17 protein-coding genes are annotated in these 15,819 nt (G+C 70.7%); 5 read left to right on the top strand and 12 right to left on the bottom strand.

Annotated elements, in window-relative coordinates; translation table 11 throughout:
• Positions 1–32: 32 nt before the first annotated feature.
• The gene (mnmH, locus tag ACODT0_RS17265) at positions 33–1,103 is read left to right on the top strand and encodes a tRNA 2-selenouridine(34) synthase MnmH (RefSeq protein ID WP_489041799.1); all 1,071 of its coding nucleotides are present in this window, start codon (positions 33–35) and stop codon (positions 1,101–1,103) included.
• On the opposite strand, the gene fdhD is transcribed toward mnmH, so the two are convergent.
• The 4 genes from fdhD to ACODT0_RS17245 all read right to left on the bottom strand — a co-directional run bounded on the left by fdhD (position 1,037) and on the right by ACODT0_RS17245 (position 5,701).
• Positions 1,037–1,945, bottom strand: coding sequence for a formate dehydrogenase accessory sulfurtransferase FdhD (gene fdhD, locus ACODT0_RS17260; protein WP_489041798.1), 909 nt, complete (start codon positions 1,943–1,945; stop codon positions 1,037–1,039). The two genes, mnmH and fdhD, sit on opposite strands and share 67 nt — an antisense overlap.
• A 61-nt stretch (positions 1,946–2,006) precedes the next feature.
• Positions 2,007–2,303, bottom strand: coding sequence for a hypothetical protein (locus tag ACODT0_RS17255; protein ID WP_296728852.1), 297 nt, complete (start codon positions 2,301–2,303; stop codon positions 2,007–2,009).
• 14 nt (positions 2,304–2,317) lie between these two features.
• Positions 2,318–4,675 carry an FdhF/YdeP family oxidoreductase gene (locus tag ACODT0_RS17250; RefSeq protein WP_489041833.1) on the bottom strand — a complete coding sequence of 786 codons (2,358 nt, stop codon included), beginning with the start codon at positions 4,673–4,675 and terminating at the stop codon, positions 2,318–2,320.
• Between the two features lie 111 nt (positions 4,676–4,786).
• The gene (locus tag ACODT0_RS17245; RefSeq protein ID WP_489041797.1) at positions 4,787–5,701 is read right to left on the bottom strand and encodes a LysR family transcriptional regulator; all 915 of its coding nucleotides are present in this window, start codon (positions 5,699–5,701) and stop codon (positions 4,787–4,789) included.
• Positions 5,702–5,810: 109 nt separating this feature from the next.
• On the opposite strand from ACODT0_RS17245, the gene ACODT0_RS17240 reads away from it, so the two are divergent.
• Complete coding sequence (locus tag ACODT0_RS17240; protein WP_489041796.1) at positions 5,811–6,671, top strand: NmrA family NAD(P)-binding protein; 861 nt, start codon at positions 5,811–5,813, stop codon at positions 6,669–6,671.
• 6 nt (positions 6,672–6,677) lie between these two features.
• Here the strand turns inward: ACODT0_RS17240 and ACODT0_RS17235 are convergent, their stop codons facing one another.
• Genes ACODT0_RS17235 through modB form a run of 3 tightly spaced genes read right to left on the bottom strand, consistent with a single transcriptional unit; the run spans position 6,678 to position 8,932 of the window.
• The gene (locus ACODT0_RS17235; RefSeq protein WP_057592937.1) at positions 6,678–7,469 is read right to left on the bottom strand and encodes an ABC transporter ATP-binding protein; all 792 of its coding nucleotides are present in this window, start codon (positions 7,467–7,469) and stop codon (positions 6,678–6,680) included.
• Positions 7,466–8,230 (bottom strand): molybdate ABC transporter substrate-binding protein, encoded by a 765-nt coding sequence (modA, locus tag ACODT0_RS17230; RefSeq protein WP_057592936.1) that lies wholly within the window; start codon positions 8,228–8,230, stop codon positions 7,466–7,468. Before modA ends, ACODT0_RS17235 begins: the two co-directional genes overlap by 4 nt.
• An 18-nt stretch (positions 8,231–8,248) precedes the next feature.
• Entirely contained in the window at positions 8,249–8,932 is a 684-nt protein-coding gene (gene modB / locus ACODT0_RS17225; protein WP_057592935.1) for a molybdate ABC transporter permease subunit, read from the bottom strand.
• 192 nt (positions 8,933–9,124) lie between these two features.
• On the opposite strand from modB, the gene ACODT0_RS17220 reads away from it, so the two are divergent.
• Both ACODT0_RS17220 and ACODT0_RS17215 read left to right on the top strand, forming a co-directional pair.
• A complete protein-coding gene (locus ACODT0_RS17220) occupies positions 9,125–9,421 on the top strand; it encodes a hypothetical protein (protein WP_261214899.1) in 297 nt (98 codons plus the stop codon).
• Positions 9,418–10,065 carry a nitroreductase family protein gene (locus tag ACODT0_RS17215; RefSeq protein WP_489041795.1) on the top strand — a complete coding sequence of 216 codons (648 nt, stop codon included), beginning with the start codon at positions 9,418–9,420 and terminating at the stop codon, positions 10,063–10,065. Before ACODT0_RS17220 ends, ACODT0_RS17215 begins: the two co-directional genes overlap by 4 nt.
• Here the strand turns inward: ACODT0_RS17215 and tsaA are convergent.
• Together tsaA and ACODT0_RS17205 are read right to left on the bottom strand one after the other, a co-directional pair.
• Complete coding sequence (tsaA, locus tag ACODT0_RS17210) at positions 10,062–10,559, bottom strand: tRNA (N6-threonylcarbamoyladenosine(37)-N6)-methyltransferase TrmO (RefSeq protein ID WP_489041794.1); 498 nt, start codon at positions 10,557–10,559, stop codon at positions 10,062–10,064. The genes ACODT0_RS17215 and tsaA overlap by 4 nt on opposite strands.
• Positions 10,556–10,903, bottom strand: a complete 348-nt coding sequence (locus ACODT0_RS17205) for a winged helix-turn-helix domain-containing protein (RefSeq protein WP_479670703.1) — start codon at positions 10,901–10,903, stop codon at positions 10,556–10,558. The genes tsaA and ACODT0_RS17205 overlap by 4 nt, the downstream gene beginning before the upstream one ends.
• 170 nt (positions 10,904–11,073) lie before the next feature.
• Here ACODT0_RS17205 and ACODT0_RS17200 point away from each other — a divergent pair, with 170 nt between their 5' ends.
• The gene (locus tag ACODT0_RS17200; protein ID WP_489041793.1) at positions 11,074–11,649 is read left to right on the top strand and encodes a hypothetical protein; all 576 of its coding nucleotides are present in this window, start codon (positions 11,074–11,076) and stop codon (positions 11,647–11,649) included.
• 34 nt (positions 11,650–11,683) lie between these two features.
• Here the strand turns inward: ACODT0_RS17200 and ACODT0_RS17195 are convergent, their stop codons facing one another.
• From ACODT0_RS17195 to apbC, 3 genes are all read right to left on the bottom strand, one after another.
• Positions 11,684–13,375, bottom strand: coding sequence for an OFA family MFS transporter (locus tag ACODT0_RS17195; protein ID WP_489041792.1), 1,692 nt, complete (start codon positions 13,373–13,375; stop codon positions 11,684–11,686).
• Positions 13,376–13,523: 148 nt separating this feature from the next.
• A complete protein-coding gene (locus ACODT0_RS17190; RefSeq protein WP_489041791.1) occupies positions 13,524–14,471 on the bottom strand; it encodes a LysR family transcriptional regulator in 948 nt (315 codons plus the stop codon).
• Between the two features lie 210 nt (positions 14,472–14,681).
• Entirely contained in the window at positions 14,682–15,773 is a 1,092-nt protein-coding gene (gene apbC / locus ACODT0_RS17185; RefSeq protein WP_489041790.1) for an iron-sulfur cluster carrier protein ApbC, read from the bottom strand.
• Positions 15,774–15,819: the final 46 nt, after the last annotated feature.

The following is a 15,819-nucleotide window of genomic DNA, read 5'->3' as shown; positions in this document are numbered from 1 at the left end:
GAGGCGACAATCGGGGGCATGAGGTTCCCGCCATGAGTCACCGCCAGCCCGTGCGGGTCGTCGATCGCCACGCCTTCGACACGATCATCGACGCCCGTTCGCCGGCCGAGTTCGCGCTCGACCGCATTCCCGGCGCCATCAACTGCCCCGTGCTCGACGACGAGGAGCGCCACATCGTCGGCACCGTCTACGTGCAGACCGGCGCCTTCGAGGCGCGGCGCATCGGCGGCGCGATGGTCGCGGCCAACATCGCGCGGCACCTGCGCGACACGCTGGCCGACCGGCCCGAGAAGTGGAAGCCGCTGGTCTACTGCTGGCGCGGCGGCATGCGCAGCGGCTCGATGGTGACCTGGCTGCGGCTGGTGGGCTGGGACGCCCAGCAGCTCGCGGGCGGCTACAAGAGCTTCCGGCGCCACGTGATCTCGCAGCTCGATGCGCTGACGCCGCTGCTCGACCTGCGCGTGGTCTGCGGCGCCACCGGCAGCGCCAAGACCCGCGTGCTGCATGCGCTGGCCGCGCGCGGCGAGCAGGTGCTCGACCTCGAGGACTTCGCGCACCACAAGGGCTCGCTGCTGGGTTCGCTGCCGGGCGTGGCGCAACCCTCGCAGAAGCATTTCGAGACCCGCATCGCGACGGTGCTCGAAGGCATCGACCTGCGGCGCCCGCTGTACGTCGAGGGCGAGAGCATCCGCATCGGCCGGCTCTCGCTGCCGCTGTCGCTGGTGGCGAAGATGCGCGCCGCGCCCTGCATCGAGGTGGTGGCCACGCCCGAGGCGCGGCTGGCCTACCTGCTGCGCGACTACGCCTACCTCGGCGACGACCGCGCGGCGCTGGCCGGCCAGCTCGGCCTGCTCAAGGAACTGCAGGGCAAGGAAACGGTGGCGCGCTGGCAGCAGTGGGCGCACGAGGCGCAGCTGCCGCTGCTCTTCGCCGAGCTGATGGCGCTGCACTACGACCCGCACTACGAGAAGTCGCAGGAGCGCCACTTCAAGACCTGGGGCAGCCGGCGCCGCGTGGCCGCGGTCGACCTCGGCGATCAGGGCATCGAGGCGCTGGCCGACGCGGTGCGCGCGCTCGAGGGCGACGCCAGCCCGTCGGCATAGAGCACGCCGCGCGGCGCGCGGCACAGCCCCCACAGCCGCAGTCCGCTGAGCTCGGCCATGCGCACGCCCATCGCGGTGGGCGCCGAGATGGTGGCCATGGCCGCGATGCCCAGCCGCGCGCACTTGCGCACCAGCTCGTGGCTGCCGCGGCTCGACAGCACCACGAAGCCCGGCTCGCCGAGGCGCCCGGTGCGCGCGAGCCGGCCCAGCAGCTTGTCGAGCGCGTTGTGGCGGCCGACGTCCTCGAGCACCTCGACCAGCTCGCCCTCGAGCGTGGCCCAGCCCGCGGCATGGATCGCGCCGGCACTCGCATTGAGCAGTTGGCGCGCGGGCAGCGCCGCGAAGGCGCGCAGCACGGTGGGCAGGTCGATGCGCGCGAGCCAGTCGTGCGCGGGCAGGCGTTCGGACGCGAGGTCGAGCGCGGCGAAGCTCTCGACGCCGCAGACGCCGCAGCCGGTGCGGCCCGCGAGGCTGCGCCGCCGGCCCTTGAGCCGCTCGAAGGCGCGCGTGGAGATCTCGAGCCGCACCTCCACGCCGGGCATGCCCTCGGGCAGGCCGGCATCGTGCGCATCGACCGCCTCGACCTCGATGCCGCGGCAGTCGTCGGCGCGGTCGAGGATGCCCTCGCTGAGCGCGAAGCCCAGCGCGAAGTCCTCGAGCTCCTGCGGCGTGGCCATCATCACGGCATGCGAGAGGCCGTTGAACACCAGCGCCACCGGCACCTCGGCCGCGAGCGTGTCCTCGCGCGCGATGCCGGCGGGTGGCGCGCCGGCCTCGCCGTAGACGCGCACGCCGAGGCGCGAGATCGAGGGCAGCGGTGCGAGTTCGGTGTCGGTGGACATGGCGCTGAGGCGAAGGAGTGAGCGCCTATTGTGGGCCTGCCCGCCGCGGCGGGCCAGGCGTTCAGGCGGCGGGCGCGTCGCTGACGAGGGATTCGGCCAGCGCGCGGCCGGCGTCGCTCAGGCGCGCCAGCCAGCGCTCGCCGTCGCGCTCGACCGCGACCCAGCCCGGCCCCGGCACGCCGCCGATGGCCGCGTCGCCCATCAGCGCGAGCTGGCGCATCAGCACGCTCGCGCCCTGGCCCAGCCGCTTGCCCAGGCGCGGCAGCGAGACGCTCTCCAGGCCCTCGGCATTGAATTCAGCCAGCGCGAGCAGGATCGCGGCGGGCAGCGGCAAGGCGTCGTTCGCTTCGTCGGACATGGCGCGCACGCAGCTCAGGCCGCGACTTCCTCGCCCGTGACCGAAGCCGGACCTTCCTCGGCCTGCGCAACGTGCGCCACCAGCATCACGGGAATCGACTTCGAGGTCGGCGTGCCCGCGTTCTCGGCCACCGAGGACAGCGGCACCAGCGGATTGGTCTCGGGGTAGTAGGCCGCGAGGTTGCCGCGCGGGATGTCGTAGGCCACCAGCTTGAAGCGGTCGGCGCGCCGTTCCTGGCCGTCGTCCCACACCGTGAGGATGTCGACCCAGTCGCCGTCCTTGAAGCCCAGCGCGCGGATGTCCTCGGCATGGATGAACACCACGCGGCGCTGGCCGAACACGCCGCGGTAGCGGTCGTCCATGCCGTAGATGGTGGTGTTGTACTGGTCGTGCGAACGCGTGGTCAGCAGGGTGAAGACCTTCGCGTCGCCCTTGCGGCCGTGGCGCGCGCGGGCGCGGTGCACCGGCGTGTCGGTCGGCACGGCGTGGGTGAAGAAAACGGCCTTGTGCTGCGGCGTGTTCCACACCCGCTCGCTCGCGGTGTTGCGCAGGCGAAAGCCGCCGGGCACTGCCACGCGCGTGTTGAAGCCCGCGAAGTCGTCGAACACGGCCTCGATCTTGTCGCGGATGCGCGCGTAGTCCTCGATCATCCAGAACCACGGCGTGCGGCTGCGCGCACCGAGCGTGGCGGCCGCGAGGCGCGCGACGATGGCGGGCTCCGACAGCAGCTGCGCCGAGGCCGGCGGGTTGATGCCCATCGAGATGTGCACCATGCTCATCGAGTCCTCCACCGTCACGCCCTGCGCGCCGGCGGCCTGCATGTCGATCTCGGTGCGGCCCAGGCAGGGCAGGATCAGCGCCTCGCGCCCGTGCACCACGTGGCTGCGGTTGAGCTTGGTCGCGACGTGCACCGTCAGGTCGCACTGGCGCAGGCCCTTCCAGGTCTGGTAGGTGTCGGGCGTGGCGGCCGCGAAGTTGCCGCCGAGGGCGAAGAACACGCGGCCGCGGCCGTCGAGCATGGCCTGGATCGCCTCCACGGTGTCGAAGCCGTTCTCGCGCGGCGGCTCGAAGCCGAACACCTGCTGCAGCCGGTCGAGCAGCGCGGCCGGCGGCTTCTCCCAGATGCCCATGGTGCGGTCGCCCTGCACGTTGCTGTGGCCGCGCACCGGGCAGGCGCCCGCGCCCTCGCGGCCCATGTGGCCGCACAGCATCAGCAGGTTGACGATCATCTGGATCGTGGCCACCGAATGCTGGTGCTGCGTGATGCCCATGCCCCAGCAGGCGATGACGCGTTTGGCGCCCAGGTAGACCTCGGCCGCGGCGCGGATGTCGGCCTCGGCCAGGCCCGATTCCTGTTCGAGCAGCTCCCACGACTCGGCGCGCAGGTCGGCGGCCAGCGCCTCGAAGCCGGTGGTGTGGATGGCGATGAACTCGCGGTCGAGCAGCGAGGCGCCGCTGGCGGCGATGCTCTGGTCGTCGCGCTCGATGACGTGCTTCATCATGCCCTTGAGGGCCGCGAAGTCGCCGCCCACGCGCAGCTGGTAGTAGTGGGTGCTGATCGGCGTCGAGCCCAGCGTGGCCATCTCGATCTTGCTCTGCGGATCCTGGAAGCGCTCGAGGCCGCGTTCGCGCAGCGGGTTGAAGCTCACGATGCGCGCGCCGCGCTTCGCGGCCGCGCGCAGTTCGCCGAGCATGCGCGGATGGTTGGTGCCGGGGTTCTGGCCGAAGATGAAGATCGCGTCGGCCTTGTCGAAGTCGTCGAGCGTGACCGTGCCCTTGCCCACGCCGATCTGCGGCCGCATGCCGCTGCCGCTGGGCTCGTGGCACATGTTCGAGCAGTCGGGGAAGTTGTTGGTGCCGTACTCGCGCACGAACAGCTGGTAGAGGAAGGCGGCCTCGTTGCTGGCGCGGCCCGAGGTGTAGAAGATGGCCTGGTTGGGATCGGGCAGCGCGTTGAGATGGCGCGCGATCAGCTCGAAGGCCGCGTCCCATTCGATCGGACGGTATCTGTCGCTCGCGCGGTCGTAGACCATCGGGTGCGTGAGCCGACCCTGGTCCTCGAGCCAGAAGTCGCTCTGCTGCATCAGCTCGGCCACCGTGTGCTTCGCGAACAGCTCGGGCCCGGCGCGGCGCGCGGTGGCCTCGGCCGCCACGGCCTTCACGCCGTTCTCGCAGAACTCGAAGGTCGAGGCATGGTTGCGGTCGGGCCAGGCGCAGCCCGGGCAGTCGAAGCCGTCGGGCTGGTTGGCCGACAGCAGGGTCTTCGCACCCTTGAGGGGAATGTCCTGCCGCAGCAGCGTGTTCTTCACGCTGCGCAACGCGCCCCAACCGCCCGCGGGGCCCTTGTAGAACTCGATCTTCTGTTCGCCGATATCGCCAATGCTCATGCGACCGAGTGTTCGCCGCGCGCGCCGGGAGCGTCAAATTGAATCGGGACATGCTCCGATTCAAAACGGAAATGACGGGGCCCGCGCCGCGCCGGCTCAGCCCGCGGCGCGCGGCGCCAGCAGCTCCTCGACGAAGCCGATGAAGGCGCGCACCTTGGCGGCCGGCAGGTGGCGCGAGGGATAGAGCACGTGCAGCGAGAAGCGCTCGTCGGGCCAGTCGGGAAAGAGGTCGACCAGCTGCCCGGCGTCGAGCAGTTCCTGGATGCCCAGCGCCTTGATCTGCGCGATGCCCGCGCCCGCGATGCAGGCGCCAAGGATCGTGCCGGGATCGGTCAGCAGCAGCCGGCCCGCGGTCGGCACCTCGATCGACTTGCGGCCGCGGCGGAACTCCCAGGCGAAGGGCTGGCCGGTCAGCGGATCGCGCACCTGGATGCAGACATGTCGGACGAGCTCGGCCGGCTTCGCGGGCCGGCCGTGGCGCGCGAGGTAGCCGGGTGCGGCCACGGTTGCGACGCGGGTCTCGATCAGCTTGCGCGCCACCAGAGAGGAGGCCGGCGGCGTGCCGAAGCGCAGGGCGATGTCGAAGCCCTCGCCCACGAGGTCGCCGAGCTGGTCGCGCGCGATGAGCTCGAGCGAGAGCTGCGGATGCCGCTCGACGAAGCGGTGGATGTGCGGCGCCAGCAGCAGCCGCGAGGTGAAGGCGTCGACGTTGACGCGCAGCCGGCCCTGCACCGCGCCCGCGGAACCGCTGGCGCGCGTCACCGCGTCCTCGATGCCGAGCACCAGCGGATTGATGCTGGCGTAGAGCTCGCGGCCCTCGTCGGTCAGGCCCAGCGAGCGCGTGGTGCGGTCGAGCAGCCGCACGCCGATGCGCGCCTCGAGCCGCGCGATGGCCCGGCTCACGCCCGAGGGCGTGACGCCCAGCGCATCGGCCGCCTTGGCGAAGCTGCCGCTGTCGACGACGGCGGCGAGCACGCTGACGTTGGAAAGCAGTCGTCCGTCGAGAGCCATGGATTCATCCGTGATTTGGAGTCACGAATGATATGAGCTGCCCGGCATTTACTCAAAGGCCTGCGATTCCTAGCATCCACCCCGTCGCATTCGTTCAAGGAGAAATCACATGCATGCCATCACTGGAATCACGGGCAAGGTCGGCGGCGCCGCCGCGCGCGCCCTGCTCGCTTCGGGCCAGAAGGTCCGCGCCGTCGTGCGCGATGCCGACAAGGCCCGGCCCTGGGCCGCGCTCGGTTGCGAGGTCGCCGTCGCCGAGATGGAAGACGCCGACGCGCTGGCGCGCGCCTTCGCCGGCTGCACCGGCGTGTTCGTGCTGCCGCCGCCATGCTTCGATCCGCTGCCGGGCTTTCCCGAGGCACGCGCGTCCATCGCGGCCGTGCGCCAGGCGCTCGAGGCGGCGCGGCCCGCGCGCGTGGTCTGCCTCTCGACCGTGGGCGCGCAGGCCACGCAGCCGAACCTGCTGAGCCAGCGCTCGCTGATGGAAGAAGCGCTGTCGCCCCTGCCGCTGCCGCTCGCGCTGCTGCGGCCGGCCTGGTTCCTCGACAACCTGGCCTGGGACGTGGCACCGGCACGAGAACGCGGCGTGCTGCCCGGCTTCCTGCAGCCGCTCGATCGGCCGGTGCCGATGGTCTCGACGCTCGACGTGGGCCGCGTGGCCGCCGAGCTGCTGCAGGAGGACTGGCAGGGCCGGCGCGTGGTCGAGCTCGAGGGGCCGGCGCGCGTGACGCAGCACGAGATCGCCGCCACCTTCGCGCGCGTGCTCGACCGGCCGGTGCAGGCCGAGGCCGTGCCGCGCCAGACCTGGGGCGCGCTGTTCCGCGAACAGGGCATGCGCGACCCGGTGCCGCGCATCCAGATGCTCGACGGCTTCAACGAAGGCTGGATCGCGTTCGAGGGCGACGATGCCTCGGTGCGCAAGGGGCGCGTGACGCTCGAGGACGTGGTGCGCCAGCTCGTGGCCGGCTGAGCCCGCTCAGGCGCCCGGCGCGTCCTGCATCAGCAGCCCGCGCAGCTTGCTGCGCAGCGGCGTGTCCTCGACGGCCGGCACGCCGGCCGCCTCGCGCAGCGAGATCTCGCGGCTCTCGGCGGTGTGCAGGTCGATCTCGCGCACCACCTGGCCGTCCTTGTAGACGAAGGCCACGTCGGCCAGCGCGAGCACGTCCTCGATGTCGTGCGTGATCATCAGCACCGGAATGCCCCAGGCGCGGCGCACCTCGGCGAGCTCCTCGCGCAGCTCGGCGCGCAGCATCGGGTTGAGCGCGGCGAAGGGCTCGTCGAGCAGCAGCACCTGCGGCCGGCAGGCCAGCGCGCGCGCGAGCGCCACGCGCTGCTGCTGGCCGCCCGAGAGCTTCTGCGGCCGGCTGTCGGCCAGCGCGGCCAGGCCGAAGCGATCGAGCAGCGACTGCACGTTGTCGGCCTCCTCGCTCGGCAGGCGCCGGCGGCGCCAGGAGGTCAGGCCGAAGGCCACGTTCTCGCGCACCGTGAGGTGCGGGAACAGTGCGTAGTTCTGGAACAGGTAGCCCACGCGCCGCTCGGAGGCCGGCACGTCGATGCCGCCGGCGGCGTCGTAGAGCGTGCGGCCGTCGAGCCGCACATGGCCGCCCGCGGGGCGCAGCAGGCCGGCGATGGCCTGCAGGGTCAACGACTTGCCGGCACCCGAGGGACCGTAGAGCGCGGCGAAGGGAACGTCGGTCGAGAAGCGCGCGGCCAGGTCGAAGCGGCGGCTGCCGTCGGTGACCGTGAGCTTCAGATCGACATCAATCATGGTTTGCCGAAACCATAGCGCGTGAGCACCTCCTGCGCCGCGTCGGTCGAGAGGAAATCGATGAAGTCCTTGGCGGCGGCCTTCTGCTTGCTCTCGGCCACCACGGCGATCGGGTAGGTCACGGGGCTGTTGCCGCTGGGCGAGAGCACGATCTTGACCTTGTCGCCCATCACGGCCGCGTCGGTGCGGTAGACGAAGCCGGCCTCGACCTCGCCGCGGCCCACGTAGTCGAGCACCTGGCGCACGCTGTCGGCCTGCACGAACTTGGGCTCGAGCGTGGTCCAGAGGTTGGCGGCGTCGAGCACCTGCTTGGTGTAGCGGCCGACCGGCACGGTGGCGGTCTTGCCCACGGCGATCTTCTTCACGGCCGGGCCGGCGAGGTCCTGCAGGCTCTTGACGCCCACGCCGTCCTTCGACGGCTCGATCAGCACCAGGCTGTTGCTGACGAAGTTCTTGCGCGTGTCGGTGTCGATGTGCTTCTGCTCGACGCCGCGGTTCATGGTCTCCTGGTCCGCGCTCGCGAACACGTCGACCGGCGCGCCCTGGCCGATCTGCTGCAGCAGCACGCCCGAGGCGGCGAAGTTGAAGCGCACCGTGGTGCCGGCCTTGGCGGCCTCGAACTTGGGACCGATCTCCTTGAAGGCATCGGTCAGGCTGGCCGCGGCCGACACGGTGATCTGCTGCGCGGCGGCGCCCAGCGGGATCGCGAGGGCGAGGACGGAAGCGAGGGCGAGGGACGACAAGGCGCGGATGGAACGCATGCGAAGCTCCTGGATGAATCAGCGAAGGGAAAAGAAACGGTTGGACAGCACCAGCACGGTGATCGACAGCAGCGAGGTCACGATCACCAGCAGCAGCGCGAGCTCGTCGTGGCCGGCCTGCACGGCGTCGTAGATCGCCATCGACAGGGTCTGGGTCTGTTGCGGGATCGAGCCGGCCACCATCAGCGAGGCGCCGAACTCGCCCATGGCGCGCGCGAACGCCAGCAGCGTGCCGGCCAGGATGCCGGGCCAGGCCAGCGGCAGGGTGACGCGCAGGAACACCGAGAAGCGCGACTGCCGCAGGGTGCTGGCCGCGGCCTCGAGCGAGCGGTCGACGCCCGCGAAGGCGGCGCTGGCCGACTTGAGCACCAGCGGCAGCGCGACCACGGCCGAGGCCACCACGGCGCCATGCCAGCTGAAGATGATGGTGTAGTCGAAGTGCTCGCGCATCCAGGCGCCGAGCGGGCTGCGCCGGCCCGCCACCACCAGGATGCCGTAGCCGATGACGGTGGGCGGCAGCACCAGCGGCAGCATGAACACCGCCTCGAGCACGCTGTGGCCCCAGAAGCGCTTGCGCGCGAACAGCCAGCCCAGCGCCAGCCCGACGACCAGCGCCAGCAGCGTCGCCACGGTGGCGACCTGGATCGACAGCACCAGCGGATGCCAGTCGGTCTGCGTGATGAGCGATTGCGTCGTGTTCATGAAGATACGGCGTAATTGTTGCATGACGCGCCGGCACGGCTCGGCGATGGAACACGGGTTCCAGGTTTTATTAGGGTAAATCCAGTGTGCGCCGGAAGCGCGACGGATGCATATCCCGGGCCTCCTCCATATACTGGCAGATACAGCGTCGAGGACTCTTCACCCCCAGGGCCGCGGCGCGAGATCCACCCCATGTCCCACGAGGACCAGGACCGACCGCCGACCATGCGCTCCTCCGCCCACGACACCGTTGTCCGCTCGATCTCCGGCCGGCCCGAGCTGCGCCAGGTGACGCAGGTCCAGGAATGGCGCGTCGAGCGCACGCTCGAGGGCGACGGCGGCGTGGTGCTGTCGATCGTGGCACCGGGCGGCGAGAGCCAGTCCTTCCTGGTCGGCCAGGCCGACGCGCACGACATCGGCGAGGTGCTGCGCCGCAAGGCCGCCTGGGTCGAGCGGCTCGAACACGGGGATCCGCAGCGCCGGCCATGAGGTGGCGCCACATGACGGGTGCCGAGCGCATCCTCGAGGTGCTGCTGACGCGGCGTTCGGTCTCGCCGCGCCGGCTGCGGCCGCCCGGCCCCAATCCCGAGGAACTCGACGGCCTGCTGCAGGCCGGCCTGCGCGCGCCCGACCATGGCGCGCTGCATCCCTGGCGCGTGATTGAGTTCAGGCCCGCGAGCCGCGAGGCGCTGGCCGATTGCTTCGAGCAGGAGAAGCTGCGCCGCGATCCGCTCGCGAGCCCCGCCGACCTGGGCCGCGCGCGCGAGCATGCGACCCAGCCGCCGCTGCTGCTGGCCTTCGTGGTGTCGCCGCGCGCGCGCAGCCAGGTGCCCGCGCGCGAGCAGTGGCTCAGCGCCGGCGCGGCGCTCGGCAACATCCTGAGCGCGGCGCACCAGCTCGGCTACGGCGCGATCGTGCTCAGTGGCGAGCGCTGCTTCGACGAGACGCTGGCACGACAGCTCGGCGTGCAGCCCGGCGAGGAGCTGGTCGGCTTCATCAGCGTGGGCACGATCGCGGAGGCACCGCCGCAACCGCGCGAGACGCTGTCGCAGAACGTGTGGTCGTGCTGGCAGGGCGAGGCGCCGTGGGTGGCGTCGCCCGGCGCGCTGCCGCCGCCGCCGGAAGCCGGCTAGCGCATCCGGTCGTCGGAGCGGGTCTCGGGCAAGCGCTCGAGCCGCGCGCCGAACCAGCCCACGCGCTCGGTCTCGCGCACGTCGAAGCGCGGAACGTAGGGCTTGATGTCGAGCACCGGGGTGCCGTCCATCATGTCGTTGCCGCTGAAGTGCAGGATGCGGCCCTCCACCGCCGTGAGCCGCACGATCGACAGCCCGAGCCGGTTGGGCCGCGCGGGCGCGCGGGTGGCGAAGACGCCGTGCGAGCTGTCGTCGAGGAAGGGCACGACCTCGAGCTTCTCGTTCTCGCAGGCATGCAGCCGCGTGATCAGGATCAGGTAGTCGAAGCCCTCGATGTCGCGCAGCCCCGGCGCGAATTCGGGATGGACCTCGACACGGCCCGTCTCCTCGGGCGCGCCCGCGGTCTGGATCGGCATGCCGGTGGCCTCGGTGAAACGGCTGCGCACCACGCCCACGGGGCGCAGCACGATCTCGTCGCGCGCCGGCGCGTTCATGGCGCGAGCAGCCGCGTGAGGGCGCGGATGTCGGCGGCCGTGGCCAGCCGCGCGGCATTCTCGATCGCGCGGTAGTGCTTGACGATCTCCTCGCCCACCGGCGTGAGCGCCGTGCCGCCGCCGTGCGAACCGCCGGCGGCGGTGTTCACCGCGGGCGAACTCAGCGCATGGTTCATCTCGTCGATCAGCATCCAGGCACGGCGATACGACATGCCCAGCAGCCGGGCCGCGCCCGAGATCGAGCCGGTCTCGGCCACGGCCTCGAGCACGGCGATCTTGCCGGGGCCGATGGCGATGACTTCGTCGCGGTAGACGCGCAGGCGGAACTGGACTTTGGATTTCATGGCGGACGGAAAAAGCGCGGGCGTGGGCGAGAAGGGTAAACGATGCGGCGGCCGGCCCGGCCGCCGGATTACCCGATGGCGCCGGCTCGCCCGTCGAAGTCGTCATGTCAGAATGAACACAGCGCCAGGGCCGGGCCACGCCGGCCCGCCATCGGATGAGGAATCGAACCATGCGCCCCCTGTCCCTCGAAGCCCCCGGCAGCACCGCGCGCCGGCTGCTCGGCATCGCCGCGATCGTCGCCCTGCTCGCGGGCTGCGCCGGCACGCCCCCCACCGCGCCGGCCGCTGCCACGGGCCACGGCCCCTCGGCCAGCGGCGAGGCCTCGCCGGCCTTCACGGTCTCGGGGGCGGTACTGAAGCGCGCCCGCTTCGATCTCGCCGAGCTGCGTGCCATGCCCGCGGCCACGCTCACGGTCGGTGCCGACACCTACACGGGCGTGAGCCTGTGGTCGCTGCTCAACGATCCCGCGGTCGGGCTGCAGGCCGATGCGCGCGTGCGCAACCCGCTGCTGTCGATGTACGTGGTGGCGATCGGCAGCGACGGCTATCGCGCGGTGGTGTCGCTGGGGGAAATCTCGCCGGAGTTCGGCAACAGGACGGCGCTCCTGGCCTATGCGCGCAACGGCACGCCGCTGGGCCGCAACGGCGCGGCGCGCCTGGTGGTGGCCGGCGACCAGAAGCCGGGCCGTTCGGTGGCGCGGCTGGCCGCGATCGAGGTGTTCGCGGCGCAGCCTTCGGCGCGCTGAGGATGAAGCCGGGACCGCGGGCCCCGGCGGGAGGTCAATGGAAGAACTTGGCCGCGCTGATCAGCGTCTTGTAGACGCCCCAGGCCAGCGGAATGCCCACCGCGGCCCAGGCCAGCACCACGACCACGGGGCTCACGGTGTCGGCACGGCCCGAGCCCTCGCCCACTTCGGAGGCCGCGGCCTTCTCGTGCGCGAGCTTCTTCTCGATGGCGAGTTCGGCATCGCTCATGAAGTGCTTGTCGGCCACCGGACGCACCAGCAGGTTGGCGATGAAGCCGATCGCCAGCATGCCCACGAGGATGTACATGGTCTGGTTGTAGACCTGCTCGCGCGGCAGGCCCAGGCCGAGCTGGTACTCGCGCATGTAGTTCACGACCACCGGGCCGAGGATGCCGGCCGTGGCCCAGGCCGTCAGCAGGCGGCCGTGGATGGCGCCCACGAACTGGGTGCCGAACAGGTCAGCCAGGTAGGCCGGCACCGTGGAGAAGCCGCCGCCGTACATCGAGACGATGACGCAGCAGGCGCCCACGAACAAGAGCTTGCTGCCCGCGCCGGCCGACGAGGGAATGCTCGCGTAGAGCACCGCGCCGAGCACGAAGAACACGGTGTAGGTGAGCTTGCGGCCGAGCTTGTCGGACAGGCTGGCCCAGACGAAGCGCCCGCCGATGTTGAACAGCGACAGCAGCGCGGTGAAGCCGCCGGCCACGACCGCGATGGCCGCGAGCTGGGTCTTGTCGAGTTCGCCGAACTTGCCCGGCAGGTCGATCAGCGCGCCGCCGAACACTTCCTGCAGCATCGGCGAGGAGATGCCGATCACGCCGATGCCGGCGCTCACGTTCATGCACAGCACCAGCCACACGAGCCAGAACTGCGGAATGCCCCAGACCTTCTTCACGTGCACGTGGCGCTGCGTGATCATGGCGTTGCCGGCCTGCGCGGGCGGTGGCGTCCAGCCGGCCGGCTTCCAGCCCGTGGGCGGCACGCGGTAGCCGAGCGCGCCGGCCATCATGAAGACGAAGTAGCCGATCGCCATCACGACGAAGGTCTGCATCACGCCGACGTCGTGCGCATCCGAGAAGCGCTTCATGAGGTCGACCGCGAGCGGCGAGCCGATCATCGCGCCGCCGCCGAAGCCCATGATGGCCATGCCGGTGGCCATGCCGCGGCGGTCGGGAAACCACTTGATCAGCGTGCTGACCGGCGAGATATAGCCCAGGCCGAGCCCGATGCCGCCGATGACGCCCGAGCCGAGGATCATGAGCCAGAACTGGTGCAGGTGGATGCCCAGCGCCGACAGCAGCATGCCGCCGCACCAGCACACGGCCGACACCACGCCGGCCTTGCGCGGACCCGCGCGTTCGAGCCAGCCGCCCCACAGGGCCGCCGAGCAGCCGAGGAAGACGAAGAACAGGGTGTACATCCAGCCCAGCGTGGCGACGCGCCAATCGCAGTGGGTGGCGAACAGCTCGGCGAAGAAGCTCATCTCGCGCGCGCAGGCCTGGGCGCCGGTGCCGGCGGTGGCGAGCGCCTTCGACAGCGGCAGCCAGAACACCGAGAAGCCATAGGCCATGCCGATGCACAGGTGGATGGCCAGCGCTGCAGGCGGTACCAGCCAACGGTTGTAGCCGGGGCCGGCGATGATGCGTTCCTTGTCGAGGAAGCCGGGCGCGGCGCCCGAGCCTTGGATGCGATCTCCCTCGAGAACGCCTGCAGTTGAACCTGCCATATCACTCCTAAATTGCCGGATCTGGAAAAACGGACTGTTGAAAATTTCCGGCGGCGGAGTGTGGGCGGCACGGCCATGCGCCGTCAAATTCGATCGGCGCATGGGCCGATTCAAGAACTAAATGGCGACCGCCATCCGCCCGTCCTCGCTATTCGCCCAGCGTGCCGCTGTGCAGCGCGGCCTGGGCGAGCCACTCGGGCGTCTGCAGGAAGGCCAGCGCGGCCTCGAGGGCGCGCGAGGCGCGCACGCCGTCCTGGGTCATGAAGCCGATGGGGGTGCGAATCTCGGGCGCCACCAGCGGCAGGGCCTCGAGCTCGCGGTAGCTGCGCACGGCCGCCACCATGGCGCCGGGCAGCACGCTGCTGACCTTGCCCGCGGTGACGGCGAGCACGAGCGCGAGCACGGAGTTGGTCTCGATGGCCGGCGCCACGACGGTGCCGACGGCCTCGCGCAGCGCCTGGTCGACGATGGCGCGGTTGTGCATGTCGGGCGTGAGCAGGCACAGCGGCAGCTTCGCGGCCTCGGCCCAGGCCAGGGGCTTGCCGATGCGCAGCTGGTCGTCGGAGGGCACGGCGGCGCGGCGCAGCAGGAAGTAATGTTCGATGCTCTGCGGCCAGGCGGTGAGCTTGATGCCGGGCATGTGCATGCGCTCGGTGTAGCCGAGCGCAAGATCGACCGAGAGGCTCTCGAGGCCGGTCTCGAGTTCCTGCGAACTCATGGAGATGACGCCGGGCACGATGCCCGGATGGCGCTGGTGCAGCATGGCCGCGAAGCGCGAGAGCATGGGTATCGCCGTGGGCACGGCCGCCATGCGCAGGCTGCCGCGCGGTTCTCCGGCCTCGCTGCGCAATTCCTGCAGCAGCACTTCGTTGTCGCGCAGCATGCGTTGCGCGGTGGCGAGCACGCGTTCTCCCTCGTGCGTGAGGCCGACGTAGACGCGGGCGCGCTTGACGATGACGACGCCGAATTCGGACTCGAGCGCGCGCAGGGCGTTCGACAGCGCAGGCTGGGTGATGTGGCAGGCGGCGGCGGCGCGGCCGAAATGCTTGTGTTCGCTGAGGGCTACGAGGTAGCGCATGGAGGCGAGTAGGTTCATCCCGCTGTCCTTGCTTCGAGGCGCTGTTCTTCGGGGCGCGGCGGTGGTGCGAGCGGTTCAACCACGATTGCGTCCCGGCTCACGTCGATGGGGTACTCCCCGCAGCGAAATAAAGGAGGAGCCCGAAGGGCGGGGGACATTCGCGGAGGGGAGTACCCCTTCGGCGTGAGCCCACCCCCGCCCACAACTGATCGCCCCCCGAATCCCATCCTAGGTACTCTTGCTGACCGTGATGGTCGGAAACTTGCCCGAGAAATCCTTGGCCTTCTCGGCAATGCCCACCGCCACCTGCAATGCCACGGCACGGTAGAGCCCCGCGATCTCGCCCTCGGGATCGGCCACCACCGTGGGCTTGCCGCTGTCGGCCTGCAGCCGGATGTCGATCGACAGGGGCAGCGCGCCCAGGTAGGCCATGCCGTCCTGTTCGGCCAGCTTCCTGCCGCCATCGGCGCCGAAGATGTGCTCGACATGGCCGCAGTTCGAGCACACGTGCACCGCCATGTTCTCGACCAGGCCGAGGATCGGCACGCCGACCTTCTCGAACATCTTGATGCCCTTCTTCGCGTCGAGCAGCGCGATGTCCTGCGGCGTGGTCACGATCACCGCGCCGGTCATCGGCACGCGCTGGCTCAGCGTGAGCTGGATGTCGCCGGTGCCCGGGGGCATGTCGACGATCAGGTAGTCGAGGTCCTTCCAGTTGGTCTGGCGCAGCAGCTGCTCGAGCGCCTGCGTGGCCATCGGGCCGCGCCAGATCATGGCCTGGTCGGCGTCGACCAGGAAGCCGATCGACATCACCTGCACGCCGTGGTTCTCCAGCGGCTCCATGGTCTTGTTGTCGGTGCTCTCGGGGCGGCCCTCGATGCCCATCATCATCGGCTGGCTCGGGCCGTAGATGTCGGCGTCGAGCAGGCCCACGCGCGCGCCCTCGGCCGCCAGCGCCAGCGCCAGGTTGGCCGCGGTGGTGCTCTTGCCCACGCCGCCCTTGCCCGAGGCCACGGCCACGATGTTCTTCACGTTGGGCATCAGCTGCACGCCGCGCTGCACCGCATGGCTGATGACCCTGGTCGTGATGTTGACCGACACGTTGTCCACGCCCGGCACCGTCTTGGCCGCGGCCACCAGGGCCTTGCGCAGCGCCGCGTGCTGGCTCTTCGCGGGATAGCCGAGCTCGATGTCGAAGGACACGTCGCCCTCCGAGACCTGCAGGTTCTTGAGCGCGCGGGTGGACACGAAGTCCTTGCCGGTGTTGGGGTCTGCGACGCTCTTGAGCGCGTTCGAGACTGCCTCGGGGGTGATGGCCATTGATCTAACTCCTGGAAGGCGGGTAGTCTAGTGCGCCCCACCCGGG

This window comes from Variovorax sp. FG153, from assembly GCF_057809595.1.
Note: the sequence above shows the minus strand (reverse complement) of the source record. Positions and strands in the feature narration are given on the sequence as shown.